This window comes from Agrococcus sp. Ld7 (assembly GCF_045064095.1).
Classification (GTDB): Bacteria; Actinomycetota; Actinomycetes; order Actinomycetales; family Microbacteriaceae; genus Agrococcus.
The window spans coordinates 1-13921 of record NZ_JBISGY010000031.1; the positions used below are offsets into that span (position 1 = coordinate 1).

At 68.1% G+C, this 13921-nt stretch carries 17 protein-coding genes and 1 pseudogene; 6 read left to right on the forward strand and 12 right to left on the reverse strand.

Annotated features, from left to right (window positions below; all coding sequences use genetic code 11):
• Positions 1-104: 104 nt before the first annotated feature.
• Complete coding sequence (locus ACJJVL_RS08975) at positions 105-1364, forward strand: transposase family protein (RefSeq protein WP_240239746.1); 1260 nt, start codon at positions 105-107, stop codon at positions 1362-1364.
• Positions 1330-1695 carry a cytochrome c oxidase assembly protein gene (locus ACJJVL_RS08980; protein WP_405218279.1) on the forward strand — a complete coding sequence of 122 codons (366 nt, stop codon included), beginning with the start codon at positions 1330-1332 and terminating at the stop codon, positions 1693-1695. Before ACJJVL_RS08975 ends, ACJJVL_RS08980 begins: the two co-directional genes overlap by 35 nt.
• Here the strand turns inward: ACJJVL_RS08980 and ACJJVL_RS08985 are convergent, their stop codons facing one another.
• Complete coding sequence (locus tag ACJJVL_RS08985; protein ID WP_405218280.1) at positions 1696-2115, reverse strand: hypothetical protein; 420 nt, start codon at positions 2113-2115, stop codon at positions 1696-1698. It abuts the gene before it with no gap.
• 1487 nt (positions 2116-3602) lie between these two features.
• Here ACJJVL_RS08985 and ACJJVL_RS08990 point away from each other — a divergent pair.
• Together ACJJVL_RS08990 and ACJJVL_RS08995 are read left to right on the forward strand one after the other, a co-directional pair.
• The gene (locus ACJJVL_RS08990; protein ID WP_240239748.1) at positions 3603-4103 is read left to right on the forward strand and encodes a DUF2243 domain-containing protein; all 501 of its coding nucleotides are present in this window, start codon (positions 3603-3605) and stop codon (positions 4101-4103) included.
• Positions 4104-4121: 18 nt separating this feature from the next.
• Positions 4122-4652, forward strand: coding sequence for a DUF2243 domain-containing protein (locus ACJJVL_RS08995; RefSeq protein WP_240239749.1), 531 nt, complete (start codon positions 4122-4124; stop codon positions 4650-4652).
• A 170-nt stretch (positions 4653-4822) separates the two neighbouring features.
• Here ACJJVL_RS08995 and ACJJVL_RS09000 read toward each other — a convergent pair whose 3' ends face one another.
• The 6 genes from ACJJVL_RS09000 to ACJJVL_RS09025 all read right to left on the reverse strand — a co-directional run bounded on the left by ACJJVL_RS09000 (position 4823) and on the right by ACJJVL_RS09025 (position 8484).
• Positions 4823-5104, reverse strand: a complete 282-nt coding sequence (locus tag ACJJVL_RS09000) for a DUF2892 domain-containing protein (RefSeq protein ID WP_346986698.1) — start codon at positions 5102-5104, stop codon at positions 4823-4825.
• Positions 5101-5478, reverse strand: coding sequence for a co-chaperone YbbN (locus ACJJVL_RS09005; RefSeq protein ID WP_240239751.1), 378 nt, complete (start codon positions 5476-5478; stop codon positions 5101-5103). Before ACJJVL_RS09005 ends, ACJJVL_RS09000 begins: the two co-directional genes overlap by 4 nt.
• Positions 5479-5523: 45 nt before the next feature.
• Positions 5524-5889 carry a rhodanese-like domain-containing protein gene (locus ACJJVL_RS09010; RefSeq protein ID WP_240239752.1) on the reverse strand — a complete coding sequence of 122 codons (366 nt, stop codon included), beginning with the start codon at positions 5887-5889 and terminating at the stop codon, positions 5524-5526.
• A 28-nt stretch (positions 5890-5917) separates the two neighbouring features.
• A complete protein-coding gene (locus ACJJVL_RS09015; RefSeq protein ID WP_240239753.1) occupies positions 5918-6691 on the reverse strand; it encodes a sulfite exporter TauE/SafE family protein in 774 nt (257 codons plus the stop codon).
• A 22-nt stretch (positions 6692-6713) separates the two neighbouring features.
• Positions 6714-8126: a rhodanese-like domain-containing protein gene (locus ACJJVL_RS09020; RefSeq protein WP_240239754.1), complete on the reverse strand. Its 1413-nt coding sequence runs from the start codon at positions 8124-8126 to the stop codon at positions 6714-6716.
• 172 nt (positions 8127-8298) lie between these two features.
• Positions 8299-8484 (reverse strand): hypothetical protein, encoded by a 186-nt coding sequence (locus tag ACJJVL_RS09025; RefSeq protein WP_240239755.1) that lies wholly within the window; start codon positions 8482-8484, stop codon positions 8299-8301.
• Positions 8485-8582: 98 nt separating this feature from the next.
• On the opposite strand from ACJJVL_RS09025, the gene ACJJVL_RS09030 reads away from it, so the two are divergent.
• Complete coding sequence (locus tag ACJJVL_RS09030) at positions 8583-8867, forward strand: metal-sensitive transcriptional regulator (RefSeq protein ID WP_240239756.1); 285 nt, start codon at positions 8583-8585, stop codon at positions 8865-8867.
• A gap of 293 nt (positions 8868-9160) precedes the next feature.
• Positions 9161-9496 (forward strand): hypothetical protein, encoded by a 336-nt coding sequence (locus tag ACJJVL_RS09035; protein ID WP_240239757.1) that lies wholly within the window; start codon positions 9161-9163, stop codon positions 9494-9496.
• A gap of 26 nt (positions 9497-9522) precedes the next feature.
• On the opposite strand, the pseudogene ACJJVL_RS09040 reads toward ACJJVL_RS09035, so the two are convergent.
• The 5 genes and pseudogenes from ACJJVL_RS09040 to ACJJVL_RS09060 all read right to left on the reverse strand — a co-directional run.
• A pseudogene (locus tag ACJJVL_RS09040) lies at positions 9523-9941 on the reverse strand (TrlF family ATPase); the annotation flags it as partial.
• Positions 9938-10870, reverse strand: a complete 933-nt coding sequence (ccsB, locus tag ACJJVL_RS09045; protein WP_405218282.1) for a c-type cytochrome biogenesis protein CcsB — start codon at positions 10868-10870, stop codon at positions 9938-9940. The gene ccsB and the pseudogene ACJJVL_RS09040, both read right to left, overlap by 4 nt.
• A complete protein-coding gene (locus tag ACJJVL_RS09050; RefSeq protein ID WP_240239760.1) occupies positions 10867-12495 on the reverse strand; it encodes a cytochrome c biogenesis protein ResB in 1629 nt (542 codons plus the stop codon). Before ACJJVL_RS09050 ends, ccsB begins: the two co-directional genes overlap by 4 nt.
• On the reverse strand, positions 12479-13240 hold the full coding sequence (locus ACJJVL_RS09055; RefSeq protein WP_240239761.1) for a cytochrome c biogenesis CcdA family protein: 762 nt from the start codon (positions 13238-13240) through the stop codon (positions 12479-12481). Before ACJJVL_RS09055 ends, ACJJVL_RS09050 begins: the two co-directional genes overlap by 17 nt.
• A complete protein-coding gene (locus tag ACJJVL_RS09060; RefSeq protein ID WP_240239762.1) occupies positions 13237-13632 on the reverse strand; it encodes a TlpA disulfide reductase family protein in 396 nt (131 codons plus the stop codon). Before ACJJVL_RS09060 ends, ACJJVL_RS09055 begins: the two co-directional genes overlap by 4 nt.
• Positions 13633-13921: the final 289 nt, after the last annotated feature.

Here is a 13921-nt window from a genome sequence, read left to right on the forward strand (position 1 = left end):
CGACAAGACTCACCTAGAGTGCTCGCGTAATGGGGTGCATGCCTCATTTGGGTTTTGCTCGCGAAACGCTGGTCATCGTTGGGGCGCTGCGGTGTGCTGGCGGGATGGGCTCTGAGCTGTCGATGGCGACCAGGCGTGAGATCACCAAGAAGTACGCGCGCGAGTACGCGACGGCGGCGAAGAAGGAGCGCGGGCGAATGCTCGACGCGCTGGTCGCGACGACCGGCTGGTCACGCGCCAACGCTCGCCGGCAGGTGCAAGCTGCCAGCGAGCGGAAGGGGCCGCAACGGGCCGTGCGGCGCACGCCACGGCCGCGCACGTATGGCTATGACACGCTCCGCCTGCTGATCCGGATCTGGATGCTCGCCGGACAGCCCTCGGGAAAGTACCTGGCCGCGACGATGGCGCTCTGGCTGCCCAAGCTTGAGCAGCACGGCGAGTTCGGCGAGGACACGCACCGACTCGACGATCACACGCGCGCGCAGCTGCTGACCGTCTCGGGCGCGACGATCGACCGGCTGCTGAAGCCCACCCGTGACGGGATGCGGTTGACCGGCATCTCGGGCACCAAGCCGGGCCCGTTGCTGCGCAACTCGATCCAGGTCCGCAAGGCCGGCGACGAGCACGAGCAGGCACCGGGCTTCTGCGAGCTCGACCTGGTGTTGCATTGCGGGCCGACCCTCAAGGGCGAGTTCTGCCGCTCGCTGACGGTCACCTGCGTGCATACCGGCTGGACCGAGAACCGGGCGCTGAAGAACGGCGCACACCGCTGGGTGCTCGAAGCGATGCCGCTGATCGAGCAGCGGCTGCCGTTCCCGCTGATCGGCATCGACAGCGACAACGGCGGCGAGTTCATCAACGACGCCCTGATCAACTGGGCCGGCGAACGCGACCTGTTCTTCACCCGAGCCCGCCCGTACCACTCCAACGACAACGCGCACGTGGAGCAGAAGAACGCCGACATCGTCCGCCGGTTCGTGTTCCACTACCGCTACGACACCGCGATGGAGCTACGCCTGCTGAACGAGCTCTACGACCTGGTCCGGATCCGCTTCAACATGTTCACCGCCACCACCAAAGCGGTCGGCTGGCGCGTCAACCGCAACGGCAAAGCCACCCGCGTCTACGACAAGCCCCGCACCCCGTTCCAGCGGGTGATCGACAGCGGCGTGCTCACCGACGCCAAACGAGCCGAACTCGAGGGGATCTTCGACGCGACAAACCCGGCCGAGCTCACCCGCCGCATCGTCGACATCCAGACCCGCCTCATCCACCTCGCCGCCGCCAAGACCGACGTCCTCAGCCAGACCGTTTCGCGAGCAAATTCAGATGAGGCACGCGATCAACTTTCGCGAGCATCTTGACATTAGGCACTACGGAGTGGATGGGCGAGGGCGGCGCGCCGCCGACCCGCGAGCCGTCACCGCAGCGTGTCTCAATGCCGGCGGACTGTGGCAGATCTATTCGACACCCCTGGTCGGCTGGATGCAGTCCGGTTCGCTGGTACAAGTGGCGGTCCACGCCCACCTGCTCCTCGCGGGCTACCTCCGGACAACCGCGGCCATCGGCCTCGACTCGACACCGCATCGAGCGCCTCACCTCATCACCGCAGTCGCACCCCTCGCCACGATGGCGTCGCACAGCATCCTCGCCAAGACGCTCTTCGACACTCCTCTGACGCCCCTACCTCGGTGATCAACTACCAGGCATCGAGCGCTCGACGTCCAACTCCTGGCAGTTTCGCCGCGAGGGACGGAACTGCTGCAGCTCGACCTCGATCGGCAGCTCGGCGACTCCCGGTCCGCCTGATCGCACAAACTCGCAGAGCGCCGTGTTCAGTTCGCGGTCGTTCACGCCGCCGGTCCACACTGGCTCGCTGTCACGGGCGCCCGGCACCACCACGACGACGTTCGAGTGCTCGCATGCGTCTAGGCAATTGCTCGGCACGACCCGCGCCGACCCTGCGACCGTTTCCTTCATCTCGCGCAGCAGCCCGACATGGTCGACGTCAGGGTGCTTCGTCCGGCTGCCGCAGTCGCCGCCACGGCACACGAGCACGGTTAGCGCGTCCGCAGCGACAGCGCGCTCGCGCTGCTTCTTGTTCCCCCGCGCCACGAGGACACCGTATCTGGCCATCCCTCTGCCAGAAGTGGCTGCCGCACAATCTGTTGGAGTCTCCCTGCGAACTCAGAATTCTGGTAGATCGTGGCAATGGGTGCACTGGGCGCACCATCTGGGAGGGCGAGACAGTATCGGTGATGGTTTAGACCTCGCGTACATCTCCGCAAGGCGGCGCGCCTCCGGCCGAAGCCACCAGAGCCAGTAGCTGTGTCGCAGCATCGCGGCGACGAACTGCCGCCGCGCCGAGCCCGACTCGGGGAGCGGCACGTTCCGGCTCCGCTGCGTACGCCGAGCGCTGCGGGCGGCGCTCATCTGCGGTCCGGCTTCTGTCTTGGCTGACTGCACGAGTGTCCCGTAGAAATCGGCGACTCCGGGAGCAATGACCGCCGCGCAGCGCTGCTGCCGAGCCGCCCCCGCCCTTTGGGTTGAGAGTGTCGCCCAGGCGGCCGATCCTTCAAGCTGGGGCACGTCCGAAGGCGATCGGAGGTCACCGCGCAGCAGTCGATCCGCGGTGCGTTCGGCGTCGATCTCTCGCAGGCTGCGAAAGCCCAGCCGGCGTAGCAGCGGGAGGGGAGGGCACCAGCCTCGTAGCCCGTGCTGAAGTAGGAAGGCCGCTACGACGGCTGGCAGCAGGAACCACCCACTGCGGGTCTTCACGGCCGCGATCGTCGCGGAAACCAGGATGAGCGTGGATGCGTTGACTTCGAGCGCCCGCTCAACATCCCACTCTCGGCTGAGCTCGTCCAGCCGAGCGGTGAGCTGTTGCTCAGAGGCGCCTGCCAGGTGCTCGACGCGTCGGCTAGCTTCGCGGTCGATGCCGGCCTGTATTTCTTCCGAAGTGTGTGCTCGGACTCGGTCGCCGGTCATCTCAGCCACACGCCCTCACGCTGGTTCCCGTCCAGCGGCCCTCGGCGCGCCCGGTGATCACGCGCCGGTCGGAGGCGCCAGCTGCAAGCGGGACCAGACCCACCGGCGGCGAGCGCGTAGCCGCCGGTGCCGCCCCTCGAGAGGCCCCAGGCGCCGAGGCCGCTGCCGGCCACGATGCGGACAAGGCGGCCAGGGGCGCACGCCATGAACTGGCCGAAGCTTGACGACGAAACTCTTGAACCACGAGACACCGCATCCTGCTGCCAGCCGCGTCCGAAGGGTGTAAGTGCACCACATCCCCGCGACCGTAGCAAGGACAGCGCAGCCCCGCCCGGTCGAGTCCGCACAAGCGACAGCACCCCCGCGCTCGACACGCGCAGGCGCGATCCAGGGTCGGCCTAGCCCCCTACGACCGCTTCGCCGCTGGAATCTGGCCACCGTGCTTCGTCAAAGACGAGGGCGCCGAGGGTTTCGGCGAAGCCGATCATGCACCGGCGTCGAGTGGTAGCGGACCGCGCCGTGGACAGCTAGACCCCACTGCAGACCGAACGACGCGCGAGCCGCAGGATTGGTTCGAGTGAAGCCGCACCTCGGGACGGAAGGCCTGGTCGGGGGTGCTGTTCGGGGTGGGCCTCGTCGCATTCATCGACGAGACCGTCTTCCACCAGTTGCTGCACTGGCACCACTTCTACGACCGCGGCACTCCCGAGCTCGGCCTGGTGTCGGCCTTCGATTCGCTGTGGAGCGTCTTCGACGTGGTCATCGGCGCCGGGAGTTCGCGGACGTCCGGCGAGCGCGCAAAAAGCATGGGGTGCAACGCTGGGCGCATGTCGATGCTGTCCCCTATTGCGAGCCGCGCGCCGCGCAAGCCGAGGTGGGGGAGCTGGACCTCAGTCGGGAAGCGCGGTCAGCTGCGTTCCCGGGCCTCGCCTGCAACGCCGCGCGCCGGCGACTTCCGGATCATCGCTTGCCGGCGGGCTGCGGGTGCGGCGCACCAATCTCGCTGGAGCATGCGGCAGGTCCGCCCGAACGTCCCGGCCCCAGCAGGCCCCGAACGCCGCGGCCACGTCGTCATGCCGGGAATCGATCAGCTCCTGGCCGAACGGGTCGGGTGAGCGAAAGGAGAAACGGTCATGAGCACTGTCCCGAAGCGCACCGCAGCGCAGCCATGGCGCAACCGGTCGTACTGGGCGGCGCTCCTGCTTGGGATAGCCACGATGTCCGCGGTCGACGAGATCGTGTTCCATCAGATCCTGGCCTGGCACCATTTCTATGACCGCGCTACACCGGATATCGCATTGCTCTCGGACGGGCTGTTGCACGCGGCCGAGCTGTTCGCGTTCGTCGTCGGTTTCTTCTTCATGCTCGACGCGCGACGCCGCCGCTCGTTCCGGGGGGCGGCGGCTTGGGCAGGCTTCCTGGTCGGTCTCGGGCTGTTCCAGTTGTGGGACGGCATCGTCGATCACAAGCTCTTGCGGCTGCACCAGATCCGGTACGGGGTCGAGCTCTTGCCATATGACATCGCGTGGAATGTCGCGGGTGGGCTACTGCTCCTCGCCGGCATCGTGGACGATCGCGCTGGCGCGCCGCGGAAATCGCGCGGAATCCGCGGCGCCAGCCGGAGCGGATCCGCTGACGGCATCGGATCGTGGCCGATGAACTGATCCTGCTCGGCCCCGCTCGGGCCGATCCGCACGCGATCGCGCCCGGACGTCGTGCGCCTCGGCGCACACTACTCCGAAGCCCTCGTCATCTAACCGATGGCTCACGACACACACCTCGACGACGAGCAATCGGCGACGCGGCACGAGAAGGGGCGGCCGAACCCTGCTCTCTAGTGAGGGCTCCGCGGGTCGAGCGGCTGCCGGGCTTCGGGGATGCCGAGCGTGTTCTGCTCCGGGGCGGTGGCGCTGACTCGCGCGAGCAGCGATGCCGGGCACCCCCCACGGACTGCGCCGGTGAGGAGGAACGCAGCGCCGAGCGTGGCCGCGATGGCGAGCGGCGGGTCGTGCAGGTTGCTCAGCGCGAACGCGCCAGTCAGCGCGCCGACGGCGGCCTGCACGACGCGTTCGATGCTTCCCGGAGCGCAGACCGGTGCGCGGCTGCGGGAGGTCACGGGGCCTCGGCGGTTGCGCGCTGCTCGGCGACCTGGCGGCGTACGTCGTCCATGTCGAGCGCGCGGACGCCGGCGATGAGGCTGTCGAGCTGGGCCAGACCGAGCGCGCCGGGCTGCGAGAAGACGAGGATGCCGTCGCGGAAGGCCATGAGCGTCGGGATGGAGGTGATGCGGAAGGCCGCGGCCAGCTGCTGCTGGTCCTCGGTGTCGACCTTGCCGAACACGATGTCGGGGTTCGCGGCGGCGGCTCGCTCGAAGACGGGCGCGAAGCCGCGGCACGGGCCGCACCATGCCGCCCAGAAATCGAGGAGCACCATGCCGTCGCCGGCGATGGTCGAGTCCATGGTTTCGATGGTGATGTCACGCGTGGTCATGTTTGGGGTGGCTCCTTGGATACGTGTTGGTCGGATGGGCCGGCGTCAGCGCTCGATCGCGAGGCCGGTCGCCGCGGACGCGCTCTCGAGCGCGCCGAGGTCGGTGACGTCCGCGAAGCCGGCCTCGCGCATGAGCGCGACCGCCTGGGCTGACCGGCTGCCGGACCTGCAGTGGACGAAGTAGGGCGCATCAGGGTCGAGCAAGGGCAGTGCGGCGGCGAGGTCGCCGTTCGATACGTCGAGGAGGACGGCGCCGTCGAGGTGACCGGATGCGAACTCGCGCGCGGTGCGCACGTCGATGACGACGGCGTCTGCTGGTAGGGCGACGCTGGCAGGGGGCGTCGCCGCGCAGCCTGTCGTGACGGCGGCGAGCGCGAGGCCGGCGAGGCCGACGAGCTGGGTTCTGGTCATGGTGTTCTCCGGTGATGGGGGGTGTCGCTCAGGTGAGCGGTAGGTGGAGCGCGAGCTGCTGCACGAGCAGCGCGACGGCCACGGCGAGCACGAGCACCGCGAATCCGGTGCGCAGTGCCTGTTCGGGGATGCGGCCGGTGAGCACCGAGCCGAGGAAGGAGCCGGCGACGGCGATTGCTGTGAAGGGCAGCACCAGCGCCCAGGGGATGTCGGGCAGTGCTGGCTGTGCGGCGAGCCCGGCGAGCGACTGCATAGCGATGACGAGCAGGGACGTGCCGATCGCTGCCGATGCGGGCAGGCCGGCGAGCAGGATCAGCGCGGGGACGATGAGGAACCCGCCGCCCGCGCCGACCAGCCCGGCGAGCGTGCCGACGGCTGCTCCGAGCATGAGGACTTGAGCGATGCGCGGCCGCGCGGGCTCCGCCTGGTCGTGGCGAGGACGCCGGCGAAGCATGGCCACCGCGGCGGCGATCATCGTGCCGGCGAGCAGCACCATGAGCACGCCCGGAGGCAGCATGCCGCCGAGCAGCCCGCCGCCGAGCGCGCCCACGACACCGGCCGCTCCGAAGACCAGGCCGACACGCCAGCGGACGCGGCCCGCGCGAGCATCCTGCAGCAGGCCGATCGCGCTCGTCGTGCCGACGACGAGCAGCGACGACGCGATGGCGGATCGCGGGTCCACGCCGCCGACGGCGGTGAGGATGGGCACGGTGAGGATCGAGCCACCGCCGCCCAGCAGGCCGAGGCTGATGCCGACCAGTACGGCGAGCGCCAGTACGGCGATGGTGGCGCTCAGCGTCATGGGAGGGTTCGATCTGCGGCGGTCAGTTGCTTGCAGGCTCGCGCCCGGCCGTCCGCAGCCACCCCAGGTAGGAGCCGTCGAGCTCGACGACGTCGACGCCGGCTCGCCGCAGTGCGCTGGCCACGACGCTGTTGCGCACGCCGCTCTGGCAGTACGTCACGACGGTGCCCTCGGGGGGTAGCGCGTCGAGGTGCCAGAGCGCACGGCCGCCGCTGAGGTGTGCGGAGCCGGGAATGTGGCCCGCGGCGTGCTCGGAGCTGCCGCGTACGTCGACGAGGTGCGCGTCGACGAGGCCGTCGAGCTCTTCTGGCTGCAGCAGTCGGGGCTGCACCAGCTCGAGCCCGTCGAGGGAGCGGATGAAACCGTCGACGGCGTCGATGCCGACCCGCACGAGGTGGTCGCGCATCCGCTCCGCCTCCTCCCGGTCGGCGGCAAGCAGCACGAGCGGCCGGTGCTCCGCCTCCGGATCGTAGACCCACGCCCCGTAGGTCGCGGCCTTCGCTGCGCCCGGGATGTTGAGGGAACCGACCACGGTGCCGTCGTGCACCTGCCGGCGGTCCCGAGTGTCGACCAAGATCGCGAGGTCGCGCTCCAGGAGGTGCTGCACCTCCCCAGTGGACCGCTCGGGAAGCGGTGCGCGCGGGTGGAGCACCGCGGGGCCCGTGCGGTTCTGGGACTTCATTCGGGCGAAGTACGCGTGGGCGTCGGGCTGCCCGTCGAGCAGAGCCCGCACGAAGCCCCGCTCGTCTTCGGCGGCGAGGTAGGGAGCCCACCACGAGAACGCGCGCTCGTAGCCGACCGTCGTCGCCGCGATCGCGCCGAGCGACTTGCCGCACGCGCTGCCGGCACCGTGCGCCGGCAGCACCTGGACGTAGTCGGGCAGCGTCAGGAAGCGATCGCGCAGGCTCGCGAAGAGCTGCCGGGCGCCTTCGAAGCGTGTGTCGATGCCCCCGGCCGCCTCGTCGAGCAGATCCGGTCGGCCGACATCGCCGACGAACACGAAGTCGCCGGTGAGCATGAAGCCGGGCTCCTCGGCCTGCGCGCCGTCGGTCACTAGGAACGACAAATGCTCGGGCGTGTGACCGGGGCTGTGCACCGCGCGGAGCGTCACGTTCCCGACGACGATCTCGTCGCCGTCGCGCATCCGGTCGGCGTCGTCGAAGCCGGCGCCGTAGGTCCAGTCGGGTCCGCCCTCGTCGGAGACATGCATACGAGCACCGGTGCGCGCCGCGAGCTCGCGGGTGCCTGAGAGGTAGTCGGCGTGGATATGGGTCTCGGTGACGTGCGCGATGCGCAGGCCGTGCTTGTCGGCCAGTCGCACGTACTCGTCGACGTCGCGGCGGGGGTCGATCACGATCGCCTCGCCGGTTGCCTGGCAGCCGATGACGTAACTCGCCTGTGCGAGGTCCTCGTCGTAGATGCGCTCCAGCAGCATGATGCTCTCCTTGTTCGTCGTCGTCGTCGTAGTCGTCAGCAGTGGCAGCGGTCGGCCGCGGGGACGCCCTCGAGGGCCTCCTCGACGTGTTGGCCGCATCCGGCCAAGCTCGGCTTGCCGCAGCGGTCGCAGGTGGTGCGTGCACACATGGTGATGTCCTCTCGTCAGTGGATCAGCGGCCGAACAGGCGCGCAAGGAAGCCGGGTCGCGAGGCCTTCGCCTCATCGATGTCGCGCTGCGTGTGCCGTCCGGGGCACCAGTCGGATGCCGGGACCGTGCGGCGCACGTCGCTCACGTGCTGGCCGCAACCGGCCCAGGTCGTCTTCCCGCACACGTTGCACTTCACAGCTCTGCACATCTCGCCCTCCTGGCGGTGTCAACGGATCTCTTATACCCCGGGGGGTATCAAAACTATACCCCGGGGGGTATGGTGGATGTCAACCCAGGAGGAACCCGATGAGCACCAGCCCAGATATCGCCGCGGCGCACGACCCGGAGTCGAAGCGCAAGATCGTGAACCGGCTACGCCGCGCGCACGGCCAGCTCGCCGCCGTCATCGCGGCGGTCGAGGACGAGGCCCACTGCCGCGACGTCGTGCAGCAGCTCTCCGCCGTGTCGAAGGCCGTCGACCGCGCGGGTTTCCTCGTGGTCGCCGGCGCCCTGAAGGAGTGCCTAGCCGAGGAGCCGGGCGACGGCGAGCGCATCGACGAGCTGGAGAAGCTCTTCCTCTCGCTCGCTTAGAGATTCCGGCGGGAGTCTCTGTGCCTCGGTAGGCACGCCGAGCAAGTGTGGCCCTCGCCATGCTTTTCCCTGGTGGGCCGCCGAGGCAAAGAAATAGGGCCAGGTGCGAACTTCCTCCAAGGGTGGTCCCTTGGTCGAAAGTTCACACCTGACCCGTCTGTGGGTACCTGGGTAGCGCGTTCGGCAACACCGCACCCAAGACGAAAACTCTTGTCAACCGCTTGAATCGTGGGGTCTACGAGATCTCGCGGCGTCCCCGGGATAGCGCCCCGAAAGACGGTCGTGGCGCTGTCGTGAGGACTGTCGAGACCGCTCAAACTTTTCTCACCGCCATGGAGGTAGATGCTCTCGTCGGCGACTACCTGACCGGGATGGGCGTCAAGGCGCTCGCCGAGCGGTACGGCGTCCACCGCGCCACGGTGTTCTCCCACCTTCGTCGCCGGAACGTGCCGAGCCGTCGTCCAGGGTTGGGTATTGAGGAAAGGGCGGAGGCCGTGCGCCTCGGGCGAGCAGGCGTCTCGACGCGGGCGATCGGGCGGCGGATGGGTGTGGACCGCAAGGTCGTGCGGGCGGCGCTTGTCGAGGCTGGGCTCATCGAGGACGACGGGTCGAACGCATCTGATCGGTGACGCACAAGCATCGAGAGGTCCAGGGATCAGGACAGCTCGGGGAACGCTTCGTACTTGTGTCGTCGGTTGTCGAAAGCTGGCTTGGTTCCTTCGAGGACGTTGAGCGCGAATTTCGCCACGTCGAGTTCGGCGATGCTCTCACTGTTCACCGTGAAGCGTCGATCGTTCATTTGGCAGTGCACGATCTGATCGGCGTCACCGACGATGGCGAGGTTGGCGTTGTGAGTAACGACGATCGTCTGTCTGCGCCCTGCGGCTTCATGAATCGCTGGCACGAGCTTGGACGCGATGGTTTCGTTGTCGAGGTTCTCTTCGGGTTGATCCAGCACGGAGTGGTTCTCCGGTCCACGACAAGGTAGAACAACGCGAGCACGAGACTACGTTGTCCGGGTGACAGCTGTGAGAGCGACAGCCCGTCACCGGTGAGGCCGAAGCGGACCTCTAGTTGGATGTCAGGCCGGAGTATGCGTGGAGCCCGGTGAAGAAGAGGTTGACGACGGCGAAGTTGAAGATGATCGCGGCGAAGCCGATGATCTGCAGCCATGCGGACCGTGAGCCGCGCCAGCCTCGAGTTGCGCGTGCGTGGATGTAGCCGGCGTAGAGGACCCAGATGATGAAGGTCCAGACCTCCTTGGTGTCCCAGCCCCAGTAACGGCCCCAGGCGTGCTCCGCCCAGATGGCGCCAGCGATGAGTGTGAACGTCCAGAAGATGAAGCCGATCACGCCGACGCGGTAGCTCAGATCTTCGAGATGATCCGCGCTCGGGAGTGAACGCAGGAAGCCGTTTGCGCGGCGTTCCTTGACCAGCTGCAGGACGCTCAGTCCTGCCCCGAGGGAGAAGAAGCCCGTCGCAAGGGTGGCGACGAAGACGTGGATGACGAGCCAGTAGGTCTGCAGTGCTGGGGGCAGCGGGACCGGTGGGACGTAGAAGTTGACGGTGGCCGCGCCGAGGAACACGACTGCGAGGCCGGTGATGAAGACGCCGAGGTAGGTCAGATCGCGCCAGAGGCGTGAGAGGACGAACACGCCGACGATGACGGCAATGCCGGTGAGTGCGAACTCGTACATGTTCGCCCATGGCACGCGGCCGGCCGCGATCCCGCGCATCACCGTTCCGGCGAGGTGCACGGCCCATCCCAGCACGGTGAGCACGTAGCCGATCCGGGCACCACGACTGGCGCCGGCCACGGGTGCTTCCATCGCCGATTCGGCTGCTGAACTGGCGCCTGCACCGACCAGTTCCTTGGCCTCGACCGGCTTAGCTGCCGAGCGTCTGGCGAGGTCGACTGCGAACGCGATGAAGGCGAGCGTGTAGATGGCCATGGCGGAGTAGACGGCAAGGAGCGCGGCCGCATCCCACTGATCGGTGGTCATTCTGAGGTCCTTCCTGGTGGCTGAGAGTCGCCGGTCTGCGCCTGTGGTGAACGGAGTCGTCGGGCGAGGTCGTCGACTGCCCGTTCGAGCGTGGGGTCTTCGCCGCGAGCGAGCCCGGCAAGTTCGAGCCCGGCAGGCGTCGCCTTCACCCACAGGCGACGGCGTGGGATGAGGAGCGAGCCGAGCAGCGAGACCACGAGTGTCATGGCGATCCAGAACACGGGCGTCTGGGTGTGGTCGACGTGCACTTCGATGACGCCGTAGCGCACGACGTCCTCGAACGTGATGGTGCCGAGTCCGCCGGGGATCTCGACCGTCTGACGTGGCGCGAGCATGAGCGCGTCCGTGCCCGAGGCGCCGCCGGCGATCTGCGTCATGTCGTCGGTGTCGAGCGCATAGACGGAGCGGGGGATGCCTTCGTCGAGCCCGAGGTCGCCGGTGAAGGCCTGCAGGGAGAGCACGGGGTTGAGCAGATCGGTGTAGCCGGAGGCGAGTGCCCCCGTCTCGAGCTGCACCGCGGTCGGGTAGAAGAAGCCGCGCAGGCCCAGCTGCCCCTCGAGGCCATCCGGTAGTTTCATCACGCCCAGGCTTGTCATCAGGTCGTCCTGCGCGAGGAAGGGCGTGTACTCGTCGTAGACGAGATTGCCGTCGGCGTCGCGCACCGAGATGCGCGGCGCGTAGCCGTTCGAGATCAGGTAGAGATCCGCGCCCATGACGGCCAACGGTTCGTTGACCTTGATCTGCGCAGCGTGATCGCCGGTCGGGTCGGTGACGGTGACGTGTGCGGTGAAGTCGAGGGGGGCGCCCATGGCGTTGCGGTTTTCGGTTTCGTACACCACGTCCAGGTCGTCGAGGCGGACGGAGAAGGGTTCGAGCGTCGCGTCGTCGAACCATTGCCCGCCGCTGAAGGTGTCGTAGCTCGAGAGCGTGTTCGCGAAGCCGCGCCCCTCGACCAGCAGCCGCTGTCCGTTGTAGCCGAAGCCTGAGCCGAGCCCGACGACCAGGATCATCGCGAGCAGCGAGATGTGGAACAGCAGGTTGCCGGTCTCGCGCAGGTAGCCGCGCTCGGCGGAGACCGAGTCGCCGTAGCGGGTCGTGCGGTAGCCGAGCTTCTTGAGCACCCCATCCGCGCGGTCGAGGTCGGATGCGTCGCCCGGGACGGTCTGGAAGCCGACGAGGCGAGACAGGCGGGCGGGGGTGCGCGGCGGTAGCGCGCGCATGGCCTTCCAGTGGTGCATGAGGCGTGGGATGACGCAGCCGACCAGGGAGGTGAACAGCAGGATGTAGATGGCCGAGAACCACGGGCTCGAGTAGACGTCGTGGAGCGAGAGCGCGTCGTAGAGCCAGACCAGGTCGGGGTTGTCGGCGCGCACCTGGATGACGCCGTTGGGGTCGCTCGAGCGCTGCGGCACGAGGCTGCCGGGGATGGCGCCGACCGCGAGCAGTAGCAGCAGCACGATGGCGGTGCGCATCGAGGTGAGCTGCCGCCACAGGAAGCGCAGCCAGCCGACGATGCCGAGCTTCGGCCCGCTGCCGGTGCGCTCGGCGGGCTCGGGGGCGTCGATGTGATCACCGGGCCGCAGCGGGTCTGCGGCGGCACGAGCGGGGCTAGATGATCGTGACATACGAGGCGATCCATCCTTGCATCTCGTTCATGATCGCGTCCCAGGCGCCGGTGACCATGAGCACGCCGATGATCATCAGGGTCACCCCTCCGCCGATGTTGATCGCCCGGACATGTCGGCGCATCCACGCCATCGCCGAGCCCATCCAGCCGAGCCCCACTGCGAGCAGCAGGAACGGGATGCCCAGGCCCAAGGCGTAGGCGAGGCCGAGGATCGCGCCCTGCCAGGCGCTGCCGGTCGTGACCGTGAGCGCGCTGATCGCGGCGAGCGTGGGGCCCGAACACGGGGTCCAGCCGAGCGCGAAGATGACGCCCACCAGGGGCGCTGTCCACATGCCGCCGGCCTTCAGCTGTTGCGGTTTCCAGACGCGTTGGAGGAACCGGAGCTGCCCGATGAATACCAGGCCGAGCAGGATCAGCAGCACCCCGAGGATCCGCACGAGCAGCGCTGACCATGCGAGCAGGAACGAGCTGACGACGCCGACGAGCGCGGTGCCGAGCACGAACACGGCGGTGAAGCCGGCAACGAAGAGCGCCACGCCGGTGATGAGTCTGGCTCGGCCGCCCTCCTCGCCGACGAGTGAGCCCATCAGGCCCAGATAGCCAGGGACCAGCGGAAGGATGCAGGGGCTGGCGAAGGAGACGATGCCGGCCAGCAGCGCGATCGGTACGGAGATCAGCAACTGGCCGCTGAGCACGGCGCCTCCGGGATCCAGTGCGACGCTCTGGAGAACGGTCAGGCTCATCGCTCCAGTTCCTCCTGCAGGAGGGTTGAGAGGATGCTGGTGTCGGTGACGGCGCCGGAGACGCGAGCGGCCACCCGGCCCTCGGCGTCGAGGATGATCGTCGAAGGCACCGCATTGGGAGCGATGATGCCGGTGAAGGCAAGCTGTCCCTGTGCAGATTGGTCATCGAGGATCGAGGGGTACTCGATGCCGAACTCCTCCTCGAAGGACATGGCCTGCGCGGCGCCGTCGCGCACGTTGACGCCGATGAAGTCCACGCGATCGCCGAACTCGGCATGCAGCTCTGCCAGCACAGGTGCCTCGACCCGGCAGGGCGGGCAGGCTGCGTACCAGAAGTTCACGAGCGTGATGCCCTCGAGCGCAGCGGAGTCGAACTCGCCTCCGCTGGCCAAGGGGCCACTGAAGGCCCCGGGCTCGGTTCGATCTTCGGCCGCGATCTCCGTCACGATGCCGTCACCCGCGATGTATCCAGCATCCCCAACTTGGCCGGCAACGCCTGCTGCGCTCGCACAGCCGGCGAGTACGAGTGCACTCAGCGCCGCCGTCACCGTCAAGAGAACACGTCCGGTGCCCCTCATCAATCCTCCAGGAATCCGCTCAGACAATCGAACCCACCCCGAAGGTGTCCGTCATCGGCGGCCTGAGGCGCGCAACGAACCTCTCGGGCGAGGATTCGGCCCC

Coding starts and splice junctions, on each gene's coding strand:
- ACJJVL_RS09015 (WP_240239753.1), bottom strand. CDS start 6,691: ATGACGCTGAGCGCCACCATCGCCGTACTGGCGCTCGCCGTACTGGTC.
- ccsB (WP_405218282.1), bottom strand. CDS start 10,870: ATGACCACCGATCAGTGGGATGCGGCCGCGCTCCTTGCCGTCTACTCC.
- ACJJVL_RS09005 (WP_240239751.1), bottom strand. CDS start 5,478: ATGACCACGCGTGACATCACCATCGAAACCATGGACTCGACCATCGCC.
- ACJJVL_RS09010 (WP_240239752.1), bottom strand. CDS start 5,889: ATGACCAGAACCCAGCTCGTCGGCCTCGCCGGCCTCGCGCTCGCCGCC.
- ACJJVL_RS08980 (WP_405218279.1), top strand. CDS start 1,330: ATGAGGCACGCGATCAACTTTCGCGAGCATCTTGACATTAGGCACTAC.
- ACJJVL_RS08975 (WP_240239746.1), top strand. CDS start 105: ATGGGCTCTGAGCTGTCGATGGCGACCAGGCGTGAGATCACCAAGAAG.
- ACJJVL_RS09055 (WP_240239761.1), bottom strand. CDS start 13,240: ATGAGCCTGACCGTTCTCCAGAGCGTCGCACTGGATCCCGGAGGCGCC.
- ACJJVL_RS09020 (WP_240239754.1), bottom strand. CDS start 8,126: ATGCTGCTGGAGCGCATCTACGACGAGGACCTCGCACAGGCGAGTTAC.
- ACJJVL_RS09025 (WP_240239755.1), bottom strand. CDS start 8,484: ATGTGCAGAGCTGTGAAGTGCAACGTGTGCGGGAAGACGACCTGGGCC.
- ACJJVL_RS09030 (WP_240239756.1), top strand. CDS start 8,583: ATGAGCACCAGCCCAGATATCGCCGCGGCGCACGACCCGGAGTCGAAG.
- ACJJVL_RS09050 (WP_240239760.1), bottom strand. CDS start 12,495: ATGTCACGATCATCTAGCCCCGCTCGTGCCGCCGCAGACCCGCTGCGG.
- ACJJVL_RS08995 (WP_240239749.1), top strand. CDS start 4,122: ATGAGCACTGTCCCGAAGCGCACCGCAGCGCAGCCATGGCGCAACCGG.